This is a genomic window from Bradyrhizobium sp. USDA 4452 (genome assembly GCF_054063575.1).
The window spans coordinates 7,856,530-7,878,277 of sequence record NZ_JBSSGK010000001.1 but is presented as its reverse complement, the minus strand read 5'-3'; the positions used below and the strand labels follow the sequence as shown (position 1 = coordinate 7,878,277).

Here is a 21,748-nt window from a genome sequence, read left to right as displayed (position 1 = left end):
TAGTGTGCCGTTTTTGCGACACAACGGCTCCGACCAAAGAAGGGCTTCTCTGGGACGACAAGATTGTGTCGAATTTGCATGAGCAAATGAGCCATCGGGGCTCTAGGAATCAACTGTTCCCGCCAGTATGGTGCGCGGCATTTCGCGATGCCGCATGCAGTTGATTGCGTCTGCCCATCGTTGCTACCAAGGTGAGAATATGTCCGACCACGTCGTCCCGCACTTCCATAACGATGCCGGCGTCTCGGTGATCGAGATCGGGTCGCAGGAGTTCATGTGCGTGGGCGCCAACCCGCCGTTCGACCATCCGCACGTGTTCCTCGACCTCGGCAACGACAACGAGATCATCTGCCCGTACTGCTCGACGCTCTATCGCTTCGCATCAGACCTTGCTGCCGGCGAAGCCCGGCCGCCGGAATGCGTGCTGAAAGACAAGGTCGCCTGACCGTTCCGTGGCGCTGACGCGAACCGTCATCGTTGCCGGCGCCGGGATCGGGGGACTGACGGCGTCGCTGACCTTGGCGGCACAGGGCTTTCGCGTCGTCGTGCTGGAAAAAGCCGAGCGGCTCGAGGAAGCCGGCGCCGGCATCCAGCTCTCTCCCAATGCGAGCCGCATCCTGGTCGAGCTCGGGCTCAAGGAACCGCTGGCGCGGCGCGCGGTCACGCCGGACTCCGTCAACATCCTGAGTGCGCGGGCCGGCGGCGAGATTGCGCGGATGCCGCTCGGCCATGCCGCCGAGTTCCGCGCCGGCGCCCCCTATTGGGTGATCCACCGCGCCGATCTGCAGGCCGCATTACAGGCCGCCGTCAACGACCATCCCGATATCGATCTGCGGCTCGGCTGCCAATTCGAGGACGTGACCAAGCACGCCAAGGGCCTGACGGTGGTGCAGCGCCACGGCAACGCACGGCAGGAGGAATTGGCGGTTGCGCTGATCGGCGCCGATGGCATCTGGTCGTCGGTCCGTGGACATTTGTTTCCGGATGTCCAACCGCAATTCTCCGGCCTGATCGCCTGGCGCGGCACGCTCGACGCGACCGCCCTGCCGCGCGAATACACTGCGCCGCGCGTGCGGCTGTGGATGGGGCCGGATGCGCATCTCGTGGCCTATCCGATCTCGGCCGGGCGCCAGGTCAACGTGGTCGCGATCGTGTCGGGCACCTGGAACCGGCCGGGCTGGAGCGCCCCCGGCGACGCCAACGAGATCAAGGGCGCGTTCGCCCATCCGCGCTGGCCCGCCACCGCGCGGATGCTGATCGGCGCGGTCGACGGCTGGCGCAAATGGGCGCTGTTCACCCTGCCCGACATCGGCCGCTGGAGCGAAGGCGCGGTGACGCTGCTCGGCGACGCCGCGCATGCGATGCTGCCGTTTGCCGCGCAGGGCGCCGGCATGGCGATCGAGGATGCGGCCGTGCTGGCCAAGGCCCTGGCCGACTGCACCGGCGAGAACACCGCGGGCATTCCCGCCGCGTTGAAGCGCTACGCGAAGATGCGGCGAGGCCGCGTGCTGAAAGTGCAGCGCATGGCGCGGCAGCAGGGCCGCATCTATCATTTGAGCGGACCGCTTGCGATCGCGCGCGATCTCGCGATCCGCGCCATCGGTCCGCAGCGCATGCTGGCGCGGCAGGACTGGATCTACGACTGGCGCGCCTGAGAGACCAGTTCGAAGCGCGCGTTCAGTGAACGAGGCCTCGCGGCGCGCGCGGACCCTTCGCCCCCGGCGCAGGCGCTGCGGGTACGGCCGCCGCAGGCGCATCCGGCGGGCTCTCGTGGCATTTGTTGGTGCGCCAGGCCTGCTCCGCCAGCCTCTGCTGGGCGTGGATCGAGATCAGCTCGTTGCGATAGACCATCTCCGAGACCACGGTACCGCCGACGCCTGTCTCCGCCTTGGCCATCAGCTTTTCCTGAGCCTCTGCGCGGCTCGCGAGGCCCTTGCGCTCGGTCTCAAGCTGCTTGCAGTCATACAGATCGTACTTGGCGGGATCGGCGAAGGCCGAGGGCACGCTCTCGCCGATCTGTGCGCAGCCGGAAACTCCGGCAGCCGAGGCGAGCAGCGCAACCATGGCTGCCGCGCGCGACAGATTTGGGCGGCGTGGAAGACGAACAGACATTCAGCTTTCTTAGTCCCGACAGTGTTGAGATTGCCTAAAGCAGCCGCCGGTGTCCGGATTGAGGCTCAATCGCGGCGGCGCGCTGCTTATCCCAATGCCCGGCCGCGGAAGCAAATGGAATTGCAAACCACGCCTTAAGCCTTTGAAACCGCGCCCGTTAGCAGCGGATAATGACAATTCCACTCCGCCGGCAAACGCGCTAGTAATCGGCCCGCCTGGCGCAATGCGGACGTGGCGGAATTGGTAGACGCAAGGGACTTAAAATCCCTCGACGGCAACGTCATGTGGGTTCGAGTCCCACCGCCCGCACCAGGCGCGCTCGCGCGACCGCGACTATTTCTTGGCCTTGGCCTTCTTGGTTTTCTTGGCCTTTGCCTTTGCGGCCTTGGCCGGCTTCTTGGCCTTTACCTTCTTCGCCGATTTCTTGGCTGCCGTCTTTGCGGATTTCTTCGCTGCTTTTTTCGCAGCTTTCTTAGGCGCCCTCTTGACGGCTGTCTTCTTCGAAGCCCCACCAGCCGCGGCGGGCTGTCGCGCCGCGCCGCCGCCGCCTCCGCTGCGCGTCGGGCGTGGCGGCACCGGCTCCTCCATCCAGAAATCCAGCTCCTGCTCCTTGCCGCCGCCCGGCTTCCAGCCGTCGAGCGAGTAGATCTGATCCGGATTGCCGCCGCTGCCGAGATAGCCGCGCCAGGAATAATGGTCGTAGACGCCGTTGATATGCAGCGCATAGGCTTGGGCGAGCTGCTTGTTGCCGCGGATGATCACGAGGTTCTCGTCGTTCTTCTCGGAGGCCGCGACCGAGAAATTGTGCGATCCGGTGATGACGGCGCAATTGTCGGAGAACGGATCGACCACGATGGTCTTGGAGTGAACGATCGCGATCATCCCCGCGTTGCGGATCTGCTGAACGCTGAATTCGACGTCGGCCCAGGAGGGCTCGTTGGTCGCGTTCACGCCATGCGGCAGCTGCACGTCGTCGTGGAAGGATTGCTGCGGCGCGCCCGATTTCACCACCTGCCCGCCGACCGAAACGATGTTGCCGTTCTTGCTGGGCATCATGGTCGATACCACGCCGCGAACATAGATGTCGTTCTGCTGGGCGCGGTCCAGCAGGGCACTAAGCAGCGGCGATTGACCCGGCATGAACATCAGGAAGAGCGCGCCGTCCTTGGCGTTCTTGATCAGGTCCAGCACAGGTTTGAACTCCGCCTCGCCGTTGGTCGCGGCGAAGTAGACCGAAATGTTGGCGTCGCTGGTCGGAGTGGAATTCGACGCCTTGAGCGCGGGCGGCATGGCGTTGCCCGCAGCGACCAGCTTGCCCCACTGATCGAGATAGCGCTTGGCGATCACCGCATTCTCGATGATCAGCACGTTGTTGAGCTGCGTGCACAGCCCGGTGGTAGTCCAGTTGGTGCTGCCGGTCAGCACGCGGATCGCGTTGCCGTGCGCGTCGCTCTCGACCACGAACTTGTTGTGGACGCTGGGCGACGACCTGCCCGCATTCGACAGATCGCGATGCTTGACGGTCAGACCGGCGCCGCTGAGCTCGCCCGCGATGTTCGGCTTTGTCGCACTGCCGTTGCCGAGCAGGACATTGCCGCGGCTGCCGAACGGTTTCAGCGCGCCGACCAGCTCCTCGTCATTCATCTCGTAGATCGCAGCATGGACCTGGCTGCCGCGCAAATCGGCATCGTGCAGGAAGGCCAGGATCTCGTGCAGTGCATCGCCTGAAAGGTAGCGCCGCGCCTGGTTGGCCGGATCGGACAGGCCCTTGACGAAATTGCGCAGCGAGTCGTCGGACGTATCACCCTTCACGAAGCGGCTGACGATCTGGGACATCAGAGTGCCCCGGTTGAAATAGGCCGACAAGCCGCCGCCCGCATCGCCCGACGCGACCGCCGGCGTCGTCCAGGCCGACACCGAGGCGGCATCGGGCGTGAACGTCCCGTTCGCGCCGCTCTTCATCGCGGTGACGCGATAGGAGACGTTGTCGGTGTCGACGACGCTGTGATCGGTCCAAATGCAGCGCCGGAACGGCGATTGCGTCGAGGAGATGCCGGCGTCCGCGACCGGCTTCTCGCCGGGCTTCGGCGGAATGCGGTTGGACAGCACGATCGTCTGCTGCGTGATGTTGTTGCGCCGCTCGAGCTGGAATCCAACCCAGTCGTTGGACCAGGTGTCCGGCTGCCAGGCGATCAGGATATCATCGGCGTTCGCGTAGGCCTTGACATTGATGGTCATCACAATTTCCCCGAGGCTGGGTGGATCCACAGCAGCGAAACAATGGGCGCCACCCTTGCACGGTGAGAGCGTGCATGCTGGAGGGGCGTCCATATCGGCCCGTTGGACCATACCCCGGTAACCTTGGGTAGTTTGTGAAATAGACGACAACTGTTCGTGCAAATCGGCGCGACGCGGCCTGCCGGGGATGGAGCCCTAACCGAACGCCAGTCCCAGCCGCTTCTGCTTCTTCCACACGATGCGGCACGGCCACCGCTGGCCGTCGACGCCGAGGGTGAAGCAGTCGGGAAACCACAGCGGTGAGTTGACTTCGATGCAGGCGCCCTGAGGCGAGAGATTGCGGACCGTGCAGGCGATCGCTTCATTGCCGAACTCGATCGCTCCCGACTTGAGGACGCGGCGGCGTGCGCCGGCACGGCGCTGCTCGGTCGGCATTGGCTGTTGCGCATTGGCCGGCGTGGGCCTGCTATGGTCGTCGGCCATGGGCCTGTCGCGGTAGGTACACAAACTGGCGGCCAGATTACGACGCAATACTAACGGGAACCTTAAAACCGGCGTCAATCAATTTGGTATGCCAGTGCGCGCCGACCGGCTGGTCAGGTACTCACGGTATCTCGATGTTCGCATCACCACATCGTGTCTTCCGGCTGTGCTGCGGTTCACATGCCGCGATCGCCGAACGTGGTAGTCTTGAGGCGTTGGAAAGTTCTGGCCGCACATTTCGCGGCCCTCACATTTCGAAATCAATGAGTTGGAGATAGGCGATGACGATTGCGAACAGCAATCGGATTGCCGGTCGCAATCAGATTGTCGACGCGCCTGATCATGGCGCTTCTGTCCTCGAGCACGGCGACGACGCGGCTCACTGCAGCAACGGGCTCAACGCACAGAGATTCCGCGATGCGCCATCCCATGAGCGCGCGATCTACCGGCGCTGGATTCGCGGCGCGATCGTGCTGTGCGGATTGCTGGCGTTCGCCGCAGGCGCAATGGTCTGGGTCAACGGCGCCGGTGTCGGACAGACCCAGCTCTCGAGCCTGTCGAGCGCGGGCCGCGCCAAATCAGGCCATGCGAATTAGCGACCGCCGCCGCGGAGCGGCTGCGCGAAACGTAAACGGCCGGGACAAGTCCCGGCCGTTTGTATTGCGTGAAGCCTGAAGCCTACTCGGACTTGTCGATATTCCAGAAGATCGGCGTCGCCGGTCCGTCGAGCACACCGGTCAGCGACTTCCGCCATGCGCTCGGTCCCTGATACTGGCCGAGCGGGATGTAGATGACCTGCTCGTAGGCTTCCTTCTGGATATCGGCCGCGATCTTCTTCTGCTCGTCGAGCGAAGTCGCGCGGACGAACGCATCCTTCAGCTGTTCGATCTTGGCATCCTCGGCCCAGCCGAACCAGCCGCCATTCTTGCCCTGGCCGCCAATCGAGAGATTGGCGATCGGGTTGGAGACGTCGGCGCTGACCCAGTTGGTGAAGAACATGTTCCAGCCGCCCTCCTTCGGCGGCTTCTGGCTGGCGCGGCGGGTCACCACGGTCTGCCAGTCGGTCGCCTGCAGGTCGACCTTGAAGCCGGCGTCGCGCAGTTGCTGGGCGACGACAACCGGCTGCGCCTTGAGCGTGGTGACGTCGCCGGGCGCCATGATGACGATAGGCGTTCCATCATAGCCCGACTCGGCAAGCGCCTTCTTGGCCGCCGCCATGTCGCCGCCCTTCAACAACGTCTCTCCGCCGACATCGGTCGCGAACGGCGTATCGCAGATGAAGAAGGCGACGCAGGTCTTGTAATACTTGGGATTGCCGACCAGCGCGTCGAGCACCTGCTTCTGGTTGACCGCCAGCAGCGCCGCCTGACGAACCTTGATGTTGTCGAACGGCGGGTAGAGGAAGTTCATGCGGCCCAGCGTCTGGAAACCGGCTTTGTTTAGCGTCTCGATCTTGATGTCCTTGTCGGCTTCCAGGACCGATAGCGTGTCTAGCGACGGGTTCTCCAGGAAATCGATATCGCCTGACTGCAGCGCATTCAGCGCGGTCTGCGCGTCGGCCATCGTGACCCACTCGACGCGGTCGACCTTCACGACCTTGCCGCCTGCGGTCCAACTCGCCGGCTCCTTGCGCGGCACGTAATCCTTGTTCTTGACGTAGACCGCCTTCACGCCGGGCTGGAATTCAGCCTGCACGAACTTGAACGGACCCGAACCGATCTGTTCCGGAATCGGCTTGTCCGGCGGCGTCTCGGCCAGCCGTTTCGGCATCATGAAGGCGACGCGCGACGAAGGCTTGCCGATCGACTCCAGCACCAGGCCGTAGGGCTCCTTCAGCTTCAGCGTGATCGTCTTCGCATCGGTGGCTTCGATGCTCGCCGTGAAATCCATCAGCTTCTGGCCCATACCGTCGACCTTGGCCCAGCGCTTCAGCGAGGCCACGCAATCCTCGGCGGTCACCGGCCCGCCGTCATGCCACTTCAGGCCGTCGCGCAGCGTGAACGTGTAAGTGAGCTTGTCGTCCGAGACCTTCCAGTCCGCCATCTGCGGCTGAATCTTGAAGTTGGAATCGGTCGCGATCAGCGTGTCGTAGACCATGTAGCCGTGGTCACGCGTGATGTAGGCGGTGGTCAGGATCGGATCGATGACCCGCAGATCCGAATGCATCACCGCGGTGATGGTCTTGTCCGCGGCGATGGCCTGCGGCGCAAACGACAATTCCTGCGGTGCGAATGACAGCGCAAGCGCCGTCAACGCAGCCGCTAGCGTGCGGTGCTTCCAACGCGAGATAGGGAACATGCAATCTCTCCTGACGTGTAACTGGTCAAAGCCGGCTTATTCGTTATGCATGCGGTTCGTTATTTAGGCGAACTAACATGCTGTATGGCTTGTGAAATCGAGACTTGCATCAAGCGCAATGCGCGTCAATCGGTTTCCGGCAGGATCGAACGTATACGAACGAATGAACGGCGGGTGCAGCGCATTTGACTTTACAAAGTCGTCTTCGGAGCTTTTCGTAACGCACGCGAACGCGTATCGGCGCGAACAAACAACAAGAGAGAAAAGACATGAACCCCGCCAATCTTCCTTTTGATTCCGAAGCGATGCTGCAGGGGCTGCGCAGCTGGGTGGAATGCGAGAGCCCGACATGGGATGCGGCCGCGGTCGAGCGCATGCTCGATCTCGCCGCGCGCGAGATGGCGATCATGGGTGCGACGATCGAACGCATCGCCGGGCGTCAGGGGTTTGCCGGCTGCGTCCGCGCCCGTTTTCCCCATCCGAAACAAGGTCAGCCGGGCATCCTCATCGCCGGCCATCTGGACACCGTGCATCCGGTCGGCACCATCGAAAAGCTGGCATGGCGGCGCGAAGGCAACAAGTGCTTCGGGCCCGGCATCTTCGACATGAAGGGCGGCAACTATCTGTCGATCGAGGCGATCAGGCAGCTGGCACGCGCGTCCTTCACGACGCCGCTGCCGATCACGGTGCTGTTCACGCCCGATGAAGAGGTCGGCACGCCGTCGACGCGCGACATCATCGAGGCGGAAGCCGCACGCAACAAATACGTGCTGGTGCCGGAGCCCGGCCGGCCGAACAACGGTGTCGTCACCGGCCGCTACGCGATCGCGCGCTTCAATCTGGAAGCCACTGGCAAGCCGAGCCATGCCGGCGCGACGCTTTCGTCCGGCCGTTCCGCGATCCGCGAAATGGCCCGGCAGATCATCGCCATCGACGGCATGACCACCGAGGACTGCACCTTCTCGGTCGGCATCGTGCATGGCGGCCAATGGGTCAATTGCGTCGCAACGACCTGCACCGGCGAAGCGCTCAGCATGGCCAAGCGTCAGGCCGATCTCGACCGCGGCGTCGAGCGCATGCTGGCGCTGTCCGGCACGGCAAATGACGTGACATTCAAGGTGACGCGCGGCGTCACGCGCCCGGTGTGGGAGCCGGATGCCGGCACCATGGCGCTCTATGAAAAGGCGAAGCGTCTCGCCGCCGACATGGGCCTTGATTTGCCGCACGGCAGCGCCGGCGGTGGCTCCGACGGCAACTTCACCGGTGCGATGGGCATCCCTACCCTCGACGGCCTCGGCGTGCGCGGTGCCGACGCCCACACTTTGAACGAACATATCGAAGTCGACAGCCTCGCCGAGCGCGGCCGTCTGATGGCAGCGCTGCTCGCAACGCTCGACTAAGGCTGATTTGCACTGCACAACAGTTTGGCACAGCCGGATCGAAATTTAGCCTTGTTCAATTTTGAGGCTTCGCCTACGGTCCGGCCGTCCAACGCGATGATGCGGGAGAGACTGAAGCAATGGCATTCGTGCTTTTGCTTCAGCGCCGACGGAGCAACCGCCCCGGAAACTCTCAGGCAAAAGGACCGTTTCATCAGGACGATCTGGAGAGAGACGACTTGGCCGTACATCAAGGGCCATTCGTCCACCGAAGGGGATAGTTCGCCATCGGGCCCGCGCCCGATGCGGATCAAGCTCTCAGGTACCGTGACAGATGGGGCGTCGAAACAACCGGTTTCACCGGCGGTTCGGCGACTCTAACCCACGGGAGCCTGAAGACCACCATGCCTCACATCGCTATCATTGGCGCCGGCATCACCGGCGTGACGACGGCCTATGCCCTGCTGGAGCGCGGCTACCGGGTGACTGTCCTCGACAGACATCGCTACGCCGCGATGGAAACCTCGTTCGCCAACGGCGGACAGCTCTCCGCCAGCAACGCAGAAGTGTGGAACAGCGCAGCGACCATCCTCAAGGGGCTGCGCTGGATGCTCAGAAGCGACGCGCCGCTGCTGATGAATCCGAAGCCGAGCTGGCACAAATATTCCTGGATCGGCGAATTCGTCGGCAGCATCGGCCGCTATCGCAGCAACACCATCGAGACGACGCGGCTCGCAATCGAAGCGCGCAAGCACCTGTTCTCGATCGCCCAACGCGAGAACATCGCCTTCGATCTCGAACGCCGCGGCATCCTGCACGTCTATCACGACAAGGCCGGCTTCGAGGCTGGCCTGCGCGTCAACACGCTGCTGCAGCAAGGCGGGCTCGACCGCCGGCCGGTGACGGCGGACGAGATCCGCAGCATCGAGCCCGCGCTGCAGACGACCTGCTATGGCGGCTTCTTCACGCCGTCGGACGCGACCGGCGATATCCACAAGTTCACGCGCGGCCTCGCCGACGCCTGCATCCGCCGCGGCGCGAGCTTCGTCCATGAAGCCGACGTCGACAGCATCGCACGCGACGACGGCGGCTTCCGTATCGGCTGGAGCCAAGCCACTTCACACGATGCCGACAGCGCGACGCGACATGAGTTGCAGGCGGACGGCATCGTGATTTGCGCCGGCGTCGCGAGCCGCCACTTCGCCGGCCTGCTCAACGACCGCGTCAACGTCTATCCGGTGAAGGGTTATTCGATCACCGTGCAGCTCGATGCACCGCAAAGCCGGGACGCTGCGCCGACCGTCAGCCTGCTCGATGAAGCCGCGAAGATCGTCACCAGCCGGCTCGGCGCCGACCGTTTCCGCGTCGCCGGCACCGCCGAGTTCAACGGCTTCAACCGCGACATCCGCGCCGATCGCATCCAGCCGCTGGTCGATTGGGTGCGGCAGCATTTCCCCGGCATCGACACCTCGAAAGTCGTGCCGTGGGCCGGCCTGCGCCCGATGATGCCGAACATGATGCCGGTGGTTCGTGCCGGACGGATTCCGGGTGTGTTCTACAACACCGGCCACGGCCATCTCGGCTGGACGCTGTCGGCTGCGACGGCGCAGATGGTCGCAGGAGCGATCGATGACTGGCGCGACCTCGACACGCCCTCAATGGTGCCGTCGCAGGTCGATGCGACCAAGACCACCCGCGCAGCTTTCCCCTAATTATCCAACCGAAGAGGAAGAATATGTGCGTATTTGCGTGTGGCCAGGTTGGAATTCGCTGAGAAACACCGCATGACAAAGTCTAGCGTCACGATGGGGAAAAGCGCTTCAGCGCGGGAGGGGGCAATGCGCATTGGGGTAGCGGGCACGCATGGCATTGCGGTCCAACGCAGGAATCCCGACGGCAGCTGCGCCGGCGGCGATCTCTTCGGCGGACCGGTACGTAACCTCGCCTCCCGCACGCACACCAACTCGGTGCGCCGCATTTCCGAAACGATCAACGCTCAGGCCGCTGCGCTGGGCTCCACGAAAGGCGCGACATGACAACCGGGACGTTGACCAAGCCGGATCAGATTGCCGCAGAGCTGTGCGCGGCCGTCGATCGAAACTTCGACGATCAGGTCGCGTTCCTGTCGCGCATGGTGCAGTTCCGCAGCTTGCGCGGCCAGGAAGCGCCGCAACAGCATTGGCTGGCGGAGCAATTCGCAAAGCGCCGCTACGACGTAGATACGTTCAGCCTTGCCGACGTCAACCTGATGAGCCATCCGAAGGCTGCGCCGATGGACGGCATCGACCTTGCCGGATCGCAGCAGGTCGTTGCGACGCTCAACAGCAAAGGCAGCGGACGCAGCCTGATCCTGCAAGGTCATATCGACGTGGTGCCGGAGGGACCCGCCGACCTTTGGGAGCAGCCGCCGTTCTCGGGCGCCGTGCGAGACGGCTGGATGTTCGGGCGTGGCGCGCAGGACATGAAAGCCGGCGTCTCGGCGATGATCTTTGCGCTCGACGCTTTCAGAGACGCCGGGTACGCCCCGGGCGGGCGCGTCCATCTGCAGACCGTGACCGAAGAAGAGAGCACCGGCAACGGCGCGCTGTCGACCTTGATGCGCGGCTATCGCGCCGACGCCTGCCTCATTCCTGAGCCGACTGGACACACGCTCACGCGCGCCCAGGTCGGCGCCGTCTGGTTTCGCCTGCGCGTTCGCGGCACGCCGGTGCACGTCGCCTATTCCGAGGCCGGCACCAGCGCTATCCTGTCGGCGATGCATCTGGTGCGCGCGTTCCAGGATTACACCAAGGCGCTCAATGCCCGGGCGCTCGACAACAGCTGGTTCCGCAGCGTCAAGAATCCGATCAAGTTCAACGTCGGGATCATCAAGGGCGGCGACTGGGCGAGTTCGACCGCGGCGTGGTGTGAACTGGATTGCCGGCTCGGCCTGTTGCCCGGCGAGACGCCGCAGCAGGCGATGCGCGGCATCGAGGAATGCCTGGCCGAGGCGCACAAGGCCGACGACTTCCTGTCCGACAATCCGGCCGAGCTCGTGTGGAGTGGTTTTCAGGCAGACGCGGCGGTGTGCGAGCCTGGCAGCGAAGCGGAAGCAGCGCTGTCGGCAGCCCATCAATCCATCTTCCAGGCTCCGATGCAGGAGCGCCTGTCGACAGCCGTCAACGACACTCGCTACTATTGCGTCGATTACGGCATCCCTGCCCTTTGCTATGGTCCTTACGGTGTCGGCCCACATGCGTTCAACGAACGTGTCGAGCTCGACAGCCTTCGCAAGACAACCAAGAGCATCGCGCTGTTCGTCGCCAATTGGTGCGGCGTGATGCGAGCGTGAATGAACTTGTCGTTTCAGGTCGGTGGCACACGACGGCAAGTGCAATTCGAAATAGCAGCTTCAAACCAAGGGAGGCCTCCAACGGCCCGAACCGCGCCTTGATATAACGTCGCCATTGGCACAGTATTTGCCTGCAAATTCATCACGTTCGCGCTGGCTTTGAGACAAGACGCAGAAGCGCATGAGACACATCACGGGGACACCATGAGTATGATGCGGCCCAGCCTTCGCTTCGCACCATCTGACGGCAGGAGATAGCAGCGATGCTCGGCTATCTGATCCGCCGCATCCTCGCCGCCGTTCCCGTGATGGGCGTGGTGGCCCTGTTCGTGTTCCTGTTGCTGCGGCTGACGCCGGGCGATCCGGCCGCCATTCTTGCCGGCGACAATGCAACGCCTGAACAGCTCGATCGCATCCGCACCTCGCTTGGTCTGAACGAGCCGATCTACATCCAGTTCTACACCTGGATCGCAAAGCTGCTGCACGGCGACCTCGGCGTCTCCCTGATCTCGAACAAGCCGATCCTCGAGATGATCGGCCCGCGCCTCGAGCCGTCGATCTCGGTCGCGCTCGCCACCATCGTCCTTTCGATCCTGGTCGCGGTGCCGCTCGGCGTGATCGCGGCGTGGAAGCACGGCACCTGGATCGACCGCTGCGTGATGGGACTTTCGGTGCTCGGCTTCTCGGTGCCGGTGTTCGTGATCGGCTATGTGCTGATCCAGGTCTTTGCGATCGATCTGCGCTGGGTACCGGTGCAGGGCTTCAAGAGCATCTCCGCCGGCTTCGGTCCGTTCTTCGAGCGCATCATCCTGCCGACCTGCACGCTCTCCTTCATCTATGTCGCGCTGATCGCGCGCATGACGCGGGCCTCGATGCTCGACGTGCTGGGTGAGGATTTCGTACGCACGGCGCGCGCCAAGGGCATCGGCGAGACCGGCGTGCTGCTGCGCCATGCGCTGCGCAACGCCGCGGTCCCGGTCATCACCGTGATCGGTTCCGGTTTCGCGCTGCTGATCTCGGGCGTCGTCGTCACCGAGAGCGTGTTCAACCTGCCCGGCACCGGCCGCCTCACCGTCGATGCGGTGCTGGCGCGCGACTATCCGGTGATCCAGGCCATGATCCTCCTGACATCGGGTATCTATGTCGCGGTCAATCTGTTGATCGACCTCGCCTACACCCTGCTCGATCCTCGTATCCGGTACTGAGCAATGGCGATCGAAACCCTTCCCGAATCCACCATCCCCGTCACCCGGCCGTTCCGCGTCAAGTTCGGCTTCCTCACTTCGACGCCGATCATCGCGGTTGCGACGATCTGCCTTGCGCTGATCATCCTGATGGCGATCTTCGCGCCGCTCCTTGCGCCGCATGATCCACTCTTGCTGACGCCGGCGCAACGACTGAAGCCGGCGAGCGCGCAATACCTGCTCGGCACCGACGCCTATGGACGCGACCTGTTGTCGCGCATCATCTACGGCGCACGGATCTCGCTCGTAATCGGGCTCGGCTCCGCTGTCTTCTCGATCGTCGTCGGCCTCCTGATCGGCCTCGTCGCCGGCTTCTTCCGCTGGGTCGATGCGGTGATGATGCGCGTGATGGATGGCTTGATGGCGATCCCCGCCATCCTGCTCGCGATCGCCGTGGTGTCGCTGTCCGGCGCCAGCATCTGGACCGTGATGGTCGCGATCACCATCCCCGAGATCCCGCGCGTGGCGCGGTTGGTGCGCTCGGTGGTGCTGACCGCGCGCGAGGAGCCCTATGTCGAGGCCGCGATCTCGCTCGGCTCCAGCCTGCCAAAGATCATGTGGCGGCATCTGATGCCGAACACCATCGCGCCGCTGATCGTGCAAGGCACCTATGTCTGCGCATCGGCGATCCTGACCGAGGCGATCCTGTCGTTCCTCGGCGCCGGCATCTCGCCGGAGACACCGACCTGGGGCAACATCATGGCCGAGGGCCGCGCCTTCTTCCAGGTCAAGCCGTCGCTGATCTTCTGGCCGGGGCTGCTGCTCTCGATCGCCATTCTCAGCATCAATCTGATCGGCGACGCCGCGCGCGACGCGCTCGATCCCCGCATAAAACAGCGTGAGGGCAAGTGACCAATACCAACTCTTCCAACGTCGTCCTCGACATCAACAACCTCATCGTCGGCCTCGGCCGCAAGGCGGACGCGCATCGGATCATCGACGACCTGTCGCTGCAGGTGTGCGAGGGCGAGACGCTGTGCCTGGTCGGCGAAAGCGGCTCGGGCAAGTCGGTGACCTCGCTCACCACGATGGGCCTGTTGCAGAAGGGCACGCTGGTGCCGTCGGGTGGGAGCGTCAAGCTGGTCGGCGAGGAACTGCTGACCGCGACCGACCGGCGCTTGAGGCAACTGCGCGCGACGCGGATGGCGATGATCTTCCAGGAGCCGATGACCGCGCTCAATCCGGTGGTGCCGGTCGGCCGCCAGATCGACGAGGTGCTGCGTGCCCATACCGATCTCGACTCCCGTGCGCGGCGTCAGAAGATCCTGGCAATGATGGAGCATGTGCGGCTGCCCGATGTGGAGCGCATCTTCTCCTCCTACCCGCACCGTCTGTCCGGCGGCCAGCGCCAGCGCATCATGATCGCGATGGCGCTGGTGCTGGAACCGAAGCTCCTGATCGCGGACGAACCGACCACCGCGCTCGACGTCACCACCCAGAAGCAGATCCTGACGCTGATCCGCGACCTGCAGCGCGACCACGGCACGGCCGTTTTGTTCATCACTCATGACATGGGTGTCGTGGCCGAGATCGCCGACCGAGTCGCCGTGATGCGGCACGGCCGGCTGGTCGAAGCCGGACCGCTGCAGGACGTGCTGCGCAATCCGAAGATGGAATACACCCGCAACCTGTTGTCCTCGGTGCCGAGCCTCGTGCCGCGCCCGCCGCGCCCGGAGACCAAGGAGCCGGTTGTGCTGGAAGCCAACGAGCTCAGCAAGGTCTACCGGGAGCGCTCGCTGTACGGCAAGGCCCGCGAGGTCGCCGCCGCCAGCAACGTCACGCTCACCTTGCGCAAGGGCCGCACGCTCGGCATCGTCGGCGAAAGCGGTTCCGGCAAGTCGACGGTGGCGCGCTGCATCGTCCGTCTGATCGATCCGACCTCGGGCGGGGTGCGGCTCGCCGGCCGCGAGATCTCCGACCTGTCGCGCCGGTTGTTGCAGCCGCATCGCCAGAAGATCCAGATCATCTTCCAGGACCCGTATCGCTCGCTCAATCCGCGCGTCACCGTCGGCGAGAGCATCGCGGAAGGCCCGATCAATTACGGCATGCCGCGCAAGGATGCGTTGGCGCGCGCCCGCGAGCTGCTCGAGCTCGTCCATCTGCCGCCCGACGCGATCTCGCGCTATCCGCACCAGTTCTCCGGCGGTCAGCGCCAGCGCATCGCGATCGCGCGCGCGCTGGCGCTCGATCCCGACGTGCTGGTGGCGGATGAGGCAGTGTCCGCGCTCGACGTCTCGGTGCAGGCGCAGGTTCTCAATCTGCTCGACGAGATCCAGCGCCGGCTCGGCATCGCGCTGTTGTTCATCACGCATGATTTGCGCGTCGCCGCACAGATCTGCGACGACGTCGCCGTGATGCAGCGTGGCCGCGTCGTGGAACAGGGACCGGCGGCCGAGGTGCTGACCAATCCGCAACAGGCCTATACCCGGGCGCTGCTCGAGGCTGCCCCTGGGCGCGGCTGGGATTTTGCGAATTTCCGTCCCGTTTCGGAAAGCGCTCTGGCCACGGCCTAAGTCTTTAGCCGTAGCCTCGGCCGCTGCCGCGGTCTCTGCCTTGATCGCAGGCTTTGGCCTGCCTTGGGCCTTTACGCCCATAGGGCATGCAAATCCGGAAGTGCTCGACGGCTTGCGCTTGGCGCGACGACACGCTTAACGTCGCGCGCTAGAGCGTGAGCCGGAGGGCAGACACTGGCCTCCCCGAAAGTTCGCGCTCAAACCAACGAAACGAGATCGTGGCGCGCACCGTTCCGATCGCACCACGATCGAAGAAACGTACCGAGACCAACTTGATGACCCGCATTGCCGTTGGCGGCTTCCTGCACGAGACCAACACCTTCGCACCGACGAAGGCAACTTATGACGACTTCGTGCATGGCGGCGGCTGGCCGTCGATGACGCACGGCGCCGACGTGCTCAAGGTCATGCGCAAGATCAATGCCGGCCTCGCCGGATTCGTCGAGGCCGCGGAAGCCAATGGCTGGGAGCTCGCCCCGACGGTCGCGGCCGGCGCAACTCCGTCGGCCCATGTGACGAAAGATGCCTTCGAGCGCATCGTGACGGAGATTGTCGACGGCATTGCCGCGGCGGGGCCGATCGATGGCGTCTATCTCGACCTGCACGGCGCCATGGTGACCGAGCACCTCGACGACGGCGAAGGTGAAATCCTTGCCCGCGTCCGCAAGGTGATCGGTCCGGATGTGCCGCTGGTCGCGAGCCTCGACCTGCACGCGAATGTCTCGCCCGAAATGATCGCGCATGCCGATGCGCTGATCGCCTACCGCACCTATCCGCATGTCGACATGGCCGACACCGGCCGCGCCTGCGCCAGGCACCTGGCCCTGCTGCTCAAGTCCGGGCAGCGCCTCGCCAAGGCATTCCGCCAAGTGCCGTTCCTGATCCCGATCAGCTGGCAATGCACCAACGACCAGCCGGCCAGGGGCATCTATCAAAAGGTCGTCGCGCTGCAGAGCGAGGCGGTGCCGACGCTTTCGTTTGCGTTCGGCTTCCCGGCCGCCGATTTCAGGGATTGTGGTCCGAGCGTGTTCGCCTACGGCCGGACCCAGGCCGATGCGGACGCCGCTGCCGACAACATCCTCGCGCTGGTCGAAGGCCATGAAGACGACTTCGATGGCCGCATCTATTCGCCCGACGATGGCGTCCGCCATGCGATGGAATTGGCGCGCTTGGCGACGAAACCGATCGTCATCGCCGACACCCAGGACAATCCCGGCGCCGGCGGCAATTCCGACACCACCGGCATGCTGCGCGCGCTGGTGCGCAACGGCGCGAGTGCCGCCACCGGCGTGATTTGCGATCCGGCGTCGGCGCAGGCCGCCCATGCGGCCGGCGTCGGGGCATCAGTCACGCTCGAGCTCGGCGGCAAATCAGGAATTCCCGGCGACACGCCGTACCGTGAGACCTTCGTCGTCGAACAACTCTCGGACGGCAGGTTCGTCGCACCGGGGCCGTTTTACGGCGGCCGCGACATGGATATGGGACCCTCGGCCTGCCTGCGCATCGGCGACGTCCGGGTCGTGGTCGGCTCCTACAAGGCCCAGCTTGCCTACCAGGCAATGTACCGCTATGTCGGCATCGAGCCGACCGCGCAGAAGATCCTGGTCAACAAGAGCTCGGTGCATTTCCGCGCCGATTTCGAGCCGATCGCCGAGAAGCTGCTGATCTGCGCCGCGCCCGGCGCCATGCCGGCCGATCCCGCGACGCTGCCGTGGAAACATTTGCGACCGGGCATTCGTATCAAGCCTAACGGCCCAGCTTTCACCCCCTCCTCCCCATCACGCACAAACGGATAGAGAGACCATGCCGACCATTGAGCGCATCGACAGTTTTGCCGACGAACTCACCGCCATCAGACGGGATCTGCATGCGCATCCCGAGATCGGCTTCGAGGAGGTCCGCACGTCAGGCATCGTCGCCGAGAAGCTCGCGAGCTGGGGCATCGAGGTGCATCGCGGCCTCGGCGGCACCGGCGTGGTCGGCGTGCTCAAGGGCAAGGGCAACGGCAGCAAGAAGATCGGCCTGCGCGCCGACATGGACGCGCTGCCGATGGAGGAGAACACCAATCTGAAGTGGCGCTCCACCATTCCCGGCCGCTTCCATGGCTGCGGCCATGACGGCCACACCACGATGCTGCTCGGCTCGGCGCGCTATCTCGCCGAGACCCGCAATTTCGACGGCACCGTGCATTTCATCTTCCAGCCGGCCGAGGAAGGCCTCGGGGGCGCCCGCGCCATGATCAAGGACGGCCTGTTCAAGCAGTTCCCCTGCGACGAGGTCTATGGCCTGCACAACGCGCCCGACCTCAACCATGGCGAGATCGCGATCCTGCCGGGCCCGGCGATGGCCGCGGCCGACTTCTTCGACATCAGGATCCAGGGCTACGGCGCGCATGGCGCCATGCCGGAGCGCTCCAAGGATGCGGTCGTGATCGCAATGACGCTCGGCCAGGCCCTGCAGTCGATCGTCAGCCGCAACGTCGATCCGCTGCAGGCTGCGGTGCTCTCGATCACGCAGATCCATTCCGGTTCGGCGTACAATGTCATTCCCGGCGAAGCCTGGATGTGCGGCACGGTGCGCTGCTTCTCCGACGAGATCCGTGAGCTGATCCGCAAGCGCATGCGCGAAATCGCCGCCGGCTTTGCGGTGGCCTATGGCGCCGAAATCTCGGTCGAGATCCGCGACGGCTTCAGCGTGCTGGTGAACCAGGAAGAGCAGTCCCGCGTCGTCGAGGAAGTCGCGCGCACCGTGGTCGATCCGGCCAAGGTGATCACCCGCTCGACGCCCAAGATGGGCAGCGAAGACTTTGCCGACATGATGCAGGCCATCCCCGGTGCGTATTTCTGGGTCGGCCATGACGGTTCAGTGCCCGTGCACAACCCCGGTTACGTTCTCGACGACAAGATCCTGCCGATCGGCGCCAGCATGTTCGCCCGCATCATCGAGAAACGTATGCCGGCAGGTGCGCATGCATAAGCCGAAAGGGGACGCCATCACGTCGCTGCACGATCTTTCGGCCGTCGACCTGCTCGCCGGCTATCGTGCAAAGCAGTTCTCGCCCTCCGAGGTGCTCGAGGAAATCATCTCCCAGGTCGCGACCTGGGAGCCGCACATCAAGGCGCTGTACCTGTACGACCCCGACGGCGCGCGGAAGGTCGCCAAGGCCGCGACCGAGCGCTGGCAGCAGAGTGAGCCGGCCGGCACGCTCGACGGCGTGCCCGTCACCATCAAGGACAACGTCGCCACCAAAGGCCAGCCGGTGCCGCTGGGCTCTGCCAGCGTCAAGCTCGCGCCGGCCGAGAAGGATGCGCCGCCGGCGGCGCGGCTGCGCGAAGCCGGCTGCGTGATCTTCGCCAAGACTACGATGCCGGATTACGGCATGCTGTCGTCGGGGTTGTCGTCGTTCCATCCCCTCACCCGCAATCCCTGGGATGTCAGCAAGAACCCGGGCGGCTCGAGCGCCGGCGCGGGCGCTGCGGGTGCAGCCGGCTATGGCCCGCTGCATCTCGGCACCGACATCGGCGGCTCTGTGCGGCTGCCGGCCTCCTGGTGCGGCCTCGTCGCATTGAAGCCAAGCCTCGGCCGCGTGCCGATCGACCCGCCCTATGTCGGCCGCGTCGCAGGGCCGATGACCCGCACGGTCGACGACGCCGCGCTGATGATGAGCGTGTTGTCGCGCCCCGATCGCCGCGACGGCATGAGCCTGCCGGCGCTCGAGGTGAACTGGAAGGCGCTGGAGAAGTCGCCGCGCAAGCTGCGCATCGGGCTGATGCTCGACGCCGGCTCCGGCCAGAAGGTCGAGAAGGAGGTTCGCGAAATCGTCGTCAAGGCAGCGAAGGCGTTCGAATCCGCCGGCGCCGTCATTACCGAGATCGACGGCATCCTGACGCCGGAGATGCTCGAAGGGCTCGACAATTTCTGGCGTGCGCGGACCTGGGACGAGTTGTCGAAATTGTCGCAGGCTGATCGCGGCAAGACGCTGCCCTATATCCTCAACTGGGCCGAGGCCGGCGCAAAGCTCTCCGGCGTCGACGTGGTGCGCGGCTTCAACCAGACGATGGCGATCCGCGCGGCGGCCGCAAAACTGTTCTGCGAGGTCGACTACGTGATCTCGCCGGTGTCGCCGGTGGTGAACTTCCCGGCGGAGTTCGCAGCACCGCTCAACGACCCGGCAAAGCCGTTCGAGCACATCTGCTTTACCGCGCCGTGGAATATGTCGGAGAATCCCGCGCTGTCGATCAACGGCGGCTACGACAAGAAGGGCTTTCCGATCGGCGTCCAGATCATCGGCCGCCGCTTCGACGACATCGGCGTGCTCGGCATGGGCAAGGCGTTCGAAGGCCTGCGCGGCCTGCAGAAGCCGTGGCCTGCGCCGCCGAAGAAGTAGCGCCTCGGCCTTCCAAATTGTCATGCGCGGGCTCGACCCGCGCATCCATCTTCTTCATAAAGAAGAGATCGATTGCGGGTCGAGCCCGGCAATGACAAATAGATCAAAGGAAGGAAATCATCCCCATGGCGTATGAGACGATCAAGTACGAGGTCGCCGAGCAGATCCTGACCATCACGCTGAACCGGCCCGACAAGCTCAACGCCTTCAACGCCACGATGCAGCAGGAGCTGATCGATGCGTTCGACAAAGCCGACAAGGACGACGACGTCAGGGCGATCATCGTGACCGGTGAAGGCCGCGGCTTCTGCGCCGGCGCCGACCTCTCCTCCGGCGCCAACACCTTCGACCGCGATGCGCGGCGCGGTCCGGTCAAGCGCAATTCCGACGGCAGCGTCGACTACAGCGATCCTCAGGTGCGCGACGGCGGCGGCCAGGTGACGCTGCGCATCTTCAAGTGCCTGAAGCCTGTCATCGCCGCGGTGAACGGTCCCGCAGTCGGCATCGGCGTCACCATGCAGCTCGCAATGGATATCCGCATCGCCTCCGAAGCCGCGCGCTTCGGCTTCGTATTCTCCCAGCGCGGCATCGTGCCGGAGGCCGCCTCGAGCTGGTTCCTGCCGCGCATCGTCGGCATCTCACAGGCGCTGGAGTGGTGCTACTCGGGCCGCGTCTTCCCGGCGCAGGAAGCGCTCGCCGGCCGGCTCGTCAGCAAGGTGGTGCCGCCCGACGACCTGCTGCCGACCGCACGCGCGCTCGCCAAGGAATTCGCGGCCAAGACCGCACCGGTGTCGGTGGCACTGATCCGCCAGATGATGTGGCGCATGCTGGGCGCCGACGATCCGATGGAGGCGCACAAGGTCGACAGCCGCGGCATCTATGCCCGCGGCCGCTCCGAGGACGTCAAGGAAGGCGTGGTGTCGTTCCTGGAGAAGCGCCCGGCGCAGTTCAAGAACAAGGTCTCGTCGGATATGCCCGACTATTTCCCGTGGTGGCAAGAGCGCGAGTATAAGTGAGCGAACGGCGTCCCGCGGCGTCCACCCCGGACGGCGTCGTCCTGCTGCACGGCATCAGCAGGACGGCGCGCTCGTTTCGCAGGATGGAGCTGGCGCTCAAGGATGCCGGTTTTGCCACCCTCAATCTCGACTATGACAGCCGGCGCAAAGGGCTCGAAGCGCTGGCCGAAGATATCCACCCCTCGCTCGATCACTTCGCCCAGAGCTGCGACGGCTCCGTGCATTTCGTCTGCCATTCGATGGGCGGCCTGCTGGCGCGCGTCTACCTGGCGAGATATCGCCCCACGCGGCTCGGCCGCGTCGTGATGCTGGGCACGCCGAATGGCGGCAGCGAGATCGCCGACCGCCTGAAACACCTCGCGGCCTATCGCGCCTTCTTCGGCCCGGCCGGACAGCAGCTCGTCACCCGCCGCGATGCCGCGACCAGCGCATTGCTGCCGGCGATCGATTATGAGGCCGGCATCATCGCCGGCAACCGCTCGGTCTATCCGATCACATCCATGGGCATGCCGCGGCCGCATGACGGCCGGGTGTCGGTAGCCAACACCCGGCTCGACGGCATGGCCGATCACATCGTGATCCGCACATCACATCCCTGGCTGGTGCGCAACAAGGATGCGATCGCGCAGACCATCGCATTCCTGCGAGATGGGGAATTCACTAAAGCATAGCCGTCATTGCGAGGAGCAAAGCGACGAAGCAATCCATACCTGCCATGCGGTGAGTGTGGATTGCTTCGCTTCGCTC

General features: G+C 64.6%; 19 protein-coding genes, 1 tRNA gene and 2 riboswitches. Of the genes, 16 read left to right on the top strand and 4 right to left on the bottom strand.

The window, feature by feature from the left end:
- The first annotated feature begins 199 nt into the window (after positions 1–199).
- Both ACVISU_RS37155 and ACVISU_RS37150 read left to right on the top strand, forming a co-directional pair.
- Positions 200–445, top strand: a complete 246-nt coding sequence (locus ACVISU_RS37155) for a zinc-finger domain-containing protein (RefSeq protein WP_018272338.1) — start codon at positions 200–202, stop codon at positions 443–445.
- Between the two features lie 7 nt (positions 446–452).
- Positions 453–1,655: an FAD-dependent monooxygenase gene (locus tag ACVISU_RS37150; RefSeq protein WP_456710274.1), complete on the top strand. Its 1,203-nt coding sequence runs from the start codon at positions 453–455 to the stop codon at positions 1,653–1,655.
- Positions 1,656–1,677: 22 nt separating this feature from the next.
- Here the strand turns inward: ACVISU_RS37150 and ACVISU_RS37145 are convergent, their stop codons facing one another.
- Positions 1,678–2,112 (bottom strand): hypothetical protein, encoded by a 435-nt coding sequence (locus ACVISU_RS37145; RefSeq protein WP_050406398.1) that lies wholly within the window; start codon positions 2,110–2,112, stop codon positions 1,678–1,680.
- A 225-nt stretch (positions 2,113–2,337) separates the two neighbouring features.
- Here ACVISU_RS37145 and ACVISU_RS37140 point away from each other — a divergent pair.
- Positions 2,338–2,424: transfer RNA gene (locus ACVISU_RS37140), tRNA-Leu, on the top strand.
- 21 nt (positions 2,425–2,445) lie between these two features.
- Here ACVISU_RS37140 and ACVISU_RS37135 read toward each other — a convergent pair.
- Together ACVISU_RS37135 and ACVISU_RS37130 are read right to left on the bottom strand one after the other, a co-directional pair.
- Positions 2,446–4,350 (bottom strand): phospholipase D-like domain-containing protein, encoded by a 1,905-nt coding sequence (locus ACVISU_RS37135; protein ID WP_456710273.1) that lies wholly within the window; start codon positions 4,348–4,350, stop codon positions 2,446–2,448.
- A 195-nt stretch (positions 4,351–4,545) separates the two neighbouring features.
- Entirely contained in the window at positions 4,546–4,833 is a 288-nt protein-coding gene (locus ACVISU_RS37130; RefSeq protein WP_244522164.1) for a PilZ domain-containing protein, read from the bottom strand.
- 281 nt (positions 4,834–5,114) lie between these two features.
- Here ACVISU_RS37130 and ACVISU_RS37125 point away from each other — a divergent pair, with 281 nt between their 5' ends.
- Positions 5,115–5,429: a hypothetical protein gene (locus ACVISU_RS37125; RefSeq protein ID WP_456710272.1), complete on the top strand. Its 315-nt coding sequence runs from the start codon at positions 5,115–5,117 to the stop codon at positions 5,427–5,429.
- Between the two features lie 82 nt (positions 5,430–5,511).
- Here ACVISU_RS37125 and ACVISU_RS37120 read toward each other — a convergent pair whose 3' ends face one another.
- The gene (locus ACVISU_RS37120; RefSeq protein ID WP_456710271.1) at positions 5,512–7,131 is read right to left on the bottom strand and encodes an ABC transporter substrate-binding protein; all 1,620 of its coding nucleotides are present in this window, start codon (positions 7,129–7,131) and stop codon (positions 5,512–5,514) included.
- 269 nt (positions 7,132–7,400) lie between these two features.
- Between ACVISU_RS37120 and ACVISU_RS37115 the strand changes: the two genes are divergently transcribed.
- From ACVISU_RS37115 to ACVISU_RS37060, 12 genes are all read left to right on the top strand, one after another.
- The gene (locus tag ACVISU_RS37115; RefSeq protein ID WP_050406394.1) at positions 7,401–8,531 is read left to right on the top strand and encodes a M20/M25/M40 family metallo-hydrolase; all 1,131 of its coding nucleotides are present in this window, start codon (positions 7,401–7,403) and stop codon (positions 8,529–8,531) included.
- A 92-nt stretch (positions 8,532–8,623) separates the two neighbouring features.
- A riboswitch (glycine riboswitch) is annotated at positions 8,624–8,729 on the top strand.
- A gap of 3 nt (positions 8,730–8,732) precedes the next feature.
- A riboswitch (glycine riboswitch) is annotated at positions 8,733–8,846 on the top strand.
- A 68-nt stretch (positions 8,847–8,914) separates the two neighbouring features.
- Positions 8,915–10,222, top strand: a complete 1,308-nt coding sequence (locus ACVISU_RS37110; protein WP_456710270.1) for a D-amino acid dehydrogenase — start codon at positions 8,915–8,917, stop codon at positions 10,220–10,222.
- Between the two features lie 126 nt (positions 10,223–10,348).
- On the top strand, positions 10,349–10,546 hold the full coding sequence (locus ACVISU_RS37105) for a hypothetical protein (protein ID WP_456710269.1): 198 nt from the start codon (positions 10,349–10,351) through the stop codon (positions 10,544–10,546).
- Entirely contained in the window at positions 10,543–11,841 is a 1,299-nt protein-coding gene (locus ACVISU_RS37100) for an ArgE/DapE family deacylase (RefSeq protein WP_456710268.1), read from the top strand. The genes ACVISU_RS37105 and ACVISU_RS37100 overlap by 4 nt, the downstream gene beginning before the upstream one ends.
- 263 nt (positions 11,842–12,104) lie before the next feature.
- Positions 12,105–13,046: an ABC transporter permease gene (locus ACVISU_RS37095; protein ID WP_456710267.1), complete on the top strand. Its 942-nt coding sequence runs from the start codon at positions 12,105–12,107 to the stop codon at positions 13,044–13,046.
- A 3-nt stretch (positions 13,047–13,049) separates the two neighbouring features.
- Positions 13,050–13,937 (top strand): ABC transporter permease, encoded by an 888-nt coding sequence (locus ACVISU_RS37090; protein ID WP_456710266.1) that lies wholly within the window; start codon positions 13,050–13,052, stop codon positions 13,935–13,937.
- A complete protein-coding gene (locus ACVISU_RS37085; protein ID WP_063695601.1) occupies positions 13,934–15,598 on the top strand; it encodes an ABC transporter ATP-binding protein in 1,665 nt (554 codons plus the stop codon). The genes ACVISU_RS37090 and ACVISU_RS37085 overlap by 4 nt, the downstream gene beginning before the upstream one ends.
- 275 nt (positions 15,599–15,873) lie before the next feature.
- Entirely contained in the window at positions 15,874–17,394 is a 1,521-nt protein-coding gene (locus tag ACVISU_RS37080) for a M81 family metallopeptidase (RefSeq protein ID WP_456710265.1), read from the top strand.
- A 7-nt stretch (positions 17,395–17,401) separates the two neighbouring features.
- On the top strand, positions 17,402–18,574 hold the full coding sequence (locus ACVISU_RS37075; protein WP_050406388.1) for a M20 aminoacylase family protein: 1,173 nt from the start codon (positions 17,402–17,404) through the stop codon (positions 18,572–18,574).
- Complete coding sequence (locus ACVISU_RS37070; protein ID WP_456710264.1) at positions 18,567–19,985, top strand: amidase; 1,419 nt, start codon at positions 18,567–18,569, stop codon at positions 19,983–19,985. Before ACVISU_RS37075 ends, ACVISU_RS37070 begins: the two co-directional genes overlap by 8 nt.
- A gap of 125 nt (positions 19,986–20,110) precedes the next feature.
- A complete protein-coding gene (locus tag ACVISU_RS37065; RefSeq protein ID WP_050406386.1) occupies positions 20,111–21,001 on the top strand; it encodes a crotonase/enoyl-CoA hydratase family protein in 891 nt (296 codons plus the stop codon).
- Entirely contained in the window at positions 20,998–21,672 is a 675-nt protein-coding gene (locus tag ACVISU_RS37060) for an esterase/lipase family protein (RefSeq protein ID WP_050406385.1), read from the top strand. The genes ACVISU_RS37065 and ACVISU_RS37060 overlap by 4 nt, the downstream gene beginning before the upstream one ends.
- Positions 21,673–21,748 lie beyond the last annotated feature (76 nt).

Excerpts from the sequence above, each read along its gene's own strand:
- ACVISU_RS37155 (WP_018272338.1), top strand. The coding sequence starts at position 200 with ATGTCCGACCACGTCGTCCCGCACTTCCATAACGATGCCGGCGTCTCG.
- ACVISU_RS37145 (WP_050406398.1), bottom strand. The coding sequence starts at position 2,112 with ATGTCTGTTCGTCTTCCACGCCGCCCAAATCTGTCGCGCGCGGCAGCC.
- ACVISU_RS37135 (WP_456710273.1), bottom strand. The coding sequence starts at position 4,350 with ATGACCATCAATGTCAAGGCCTACGCGAACGCCGATGATATCCTGATC.
- ACVISU_RS37130 (WP_244522164.1), bottom strand. The coding sequence starts at position 4,833 with ATGGCCGACGACCATAGCAGGCCCACGCCGGCCAATGCGCAACAGCCA.
- ACVISU_RS37125 (WP_456710272.1), top strand. The coding sequence starts at position 5,115 with ATGACGATTGCGAACAGCAATCGGATTGCCGGTCGCAATCAGATTGTC.
- ACVISU_RS37120 (WP_456710271.1), bottom strand. The coding sequence starts at position 7,131 with ATGTTCCCTATCTCGCGTTGGAAGCACCGCACGCTAGCGGCTGCGTTG.
- ACVISU_RS37115 (WP_050406394.1), top strand. The coding sequence starts at position 7,401 with ATGAACCCCGCCAATCTTCCTTTTGATTCCGAAGCGATGCTGCAGGGG.
- ACVISU_RS37110 (WP_456710270.1), top strand. The coding sequence starts at position 8,915 with ATGCCTCACATCGCTATCATTGGCGCCGGCATCACCGGCGTGACGACG.
- ACVISU_RS37105 (WP_456710269.1), top strand. The coding sequence starts at position 10,349 with ATGCGCATTGGGGTAGCGGGCACGCATGGCATTGCGGTCCAACGCAGG.
- ACVISU_RS37100 (WP_456710268.1), top strand. The coding sequence starts at position 10,543 with ATGACAACCGGGACGTTGACCAAGCCGGATCAGATTGCCGCAGAGCTG.
- ACVISU_RS37095 (WP_456710267.1), top strand. The coding sequence starts at position 12,105 with ATGCTCGGCTATCTGATCCGCCGCATCCTCGCCGCCGTTCCCGTGATG.
- ACVISU_RS37090 (WP_456710266.1), top strand. The coding sequence starts at position 13,050 with ATGGCGATCGAAACCCTTCCCGAATCCACCATCCCCGTCACCCGGCCG.
- ACVISU_RS37080 (WP_456710265.1), top strand. The coding sequence starts at position 15,874 with ATGACCCGCATTGCCGTTGGCGGCTTCCTGCACGAGACCAACACCTTC.
- ACVISU_RS37075 (WP_050406388.1), top strand. The coding sequence starts at position 17,402 with ATGCCGACCATTGAGCGCATCGACAGTTTTGCCGACGAACTCACCGCC.
- ACVISU_RS37070 (WP_456710264.1), top strand. The coding sequence starts at position 18,567 with ATGCATAAGCCGAAAGGGGACGCCATCACGTCGCTGCACGATCTTTCG.
- ACVISU_RS37065 (WP_050406386.1), top strand. The coding sequence starts at position 20,111 with ATGGCGTATGAGACGATCAAGTACGAGGTCGCCGAGCAGATCCTGACC.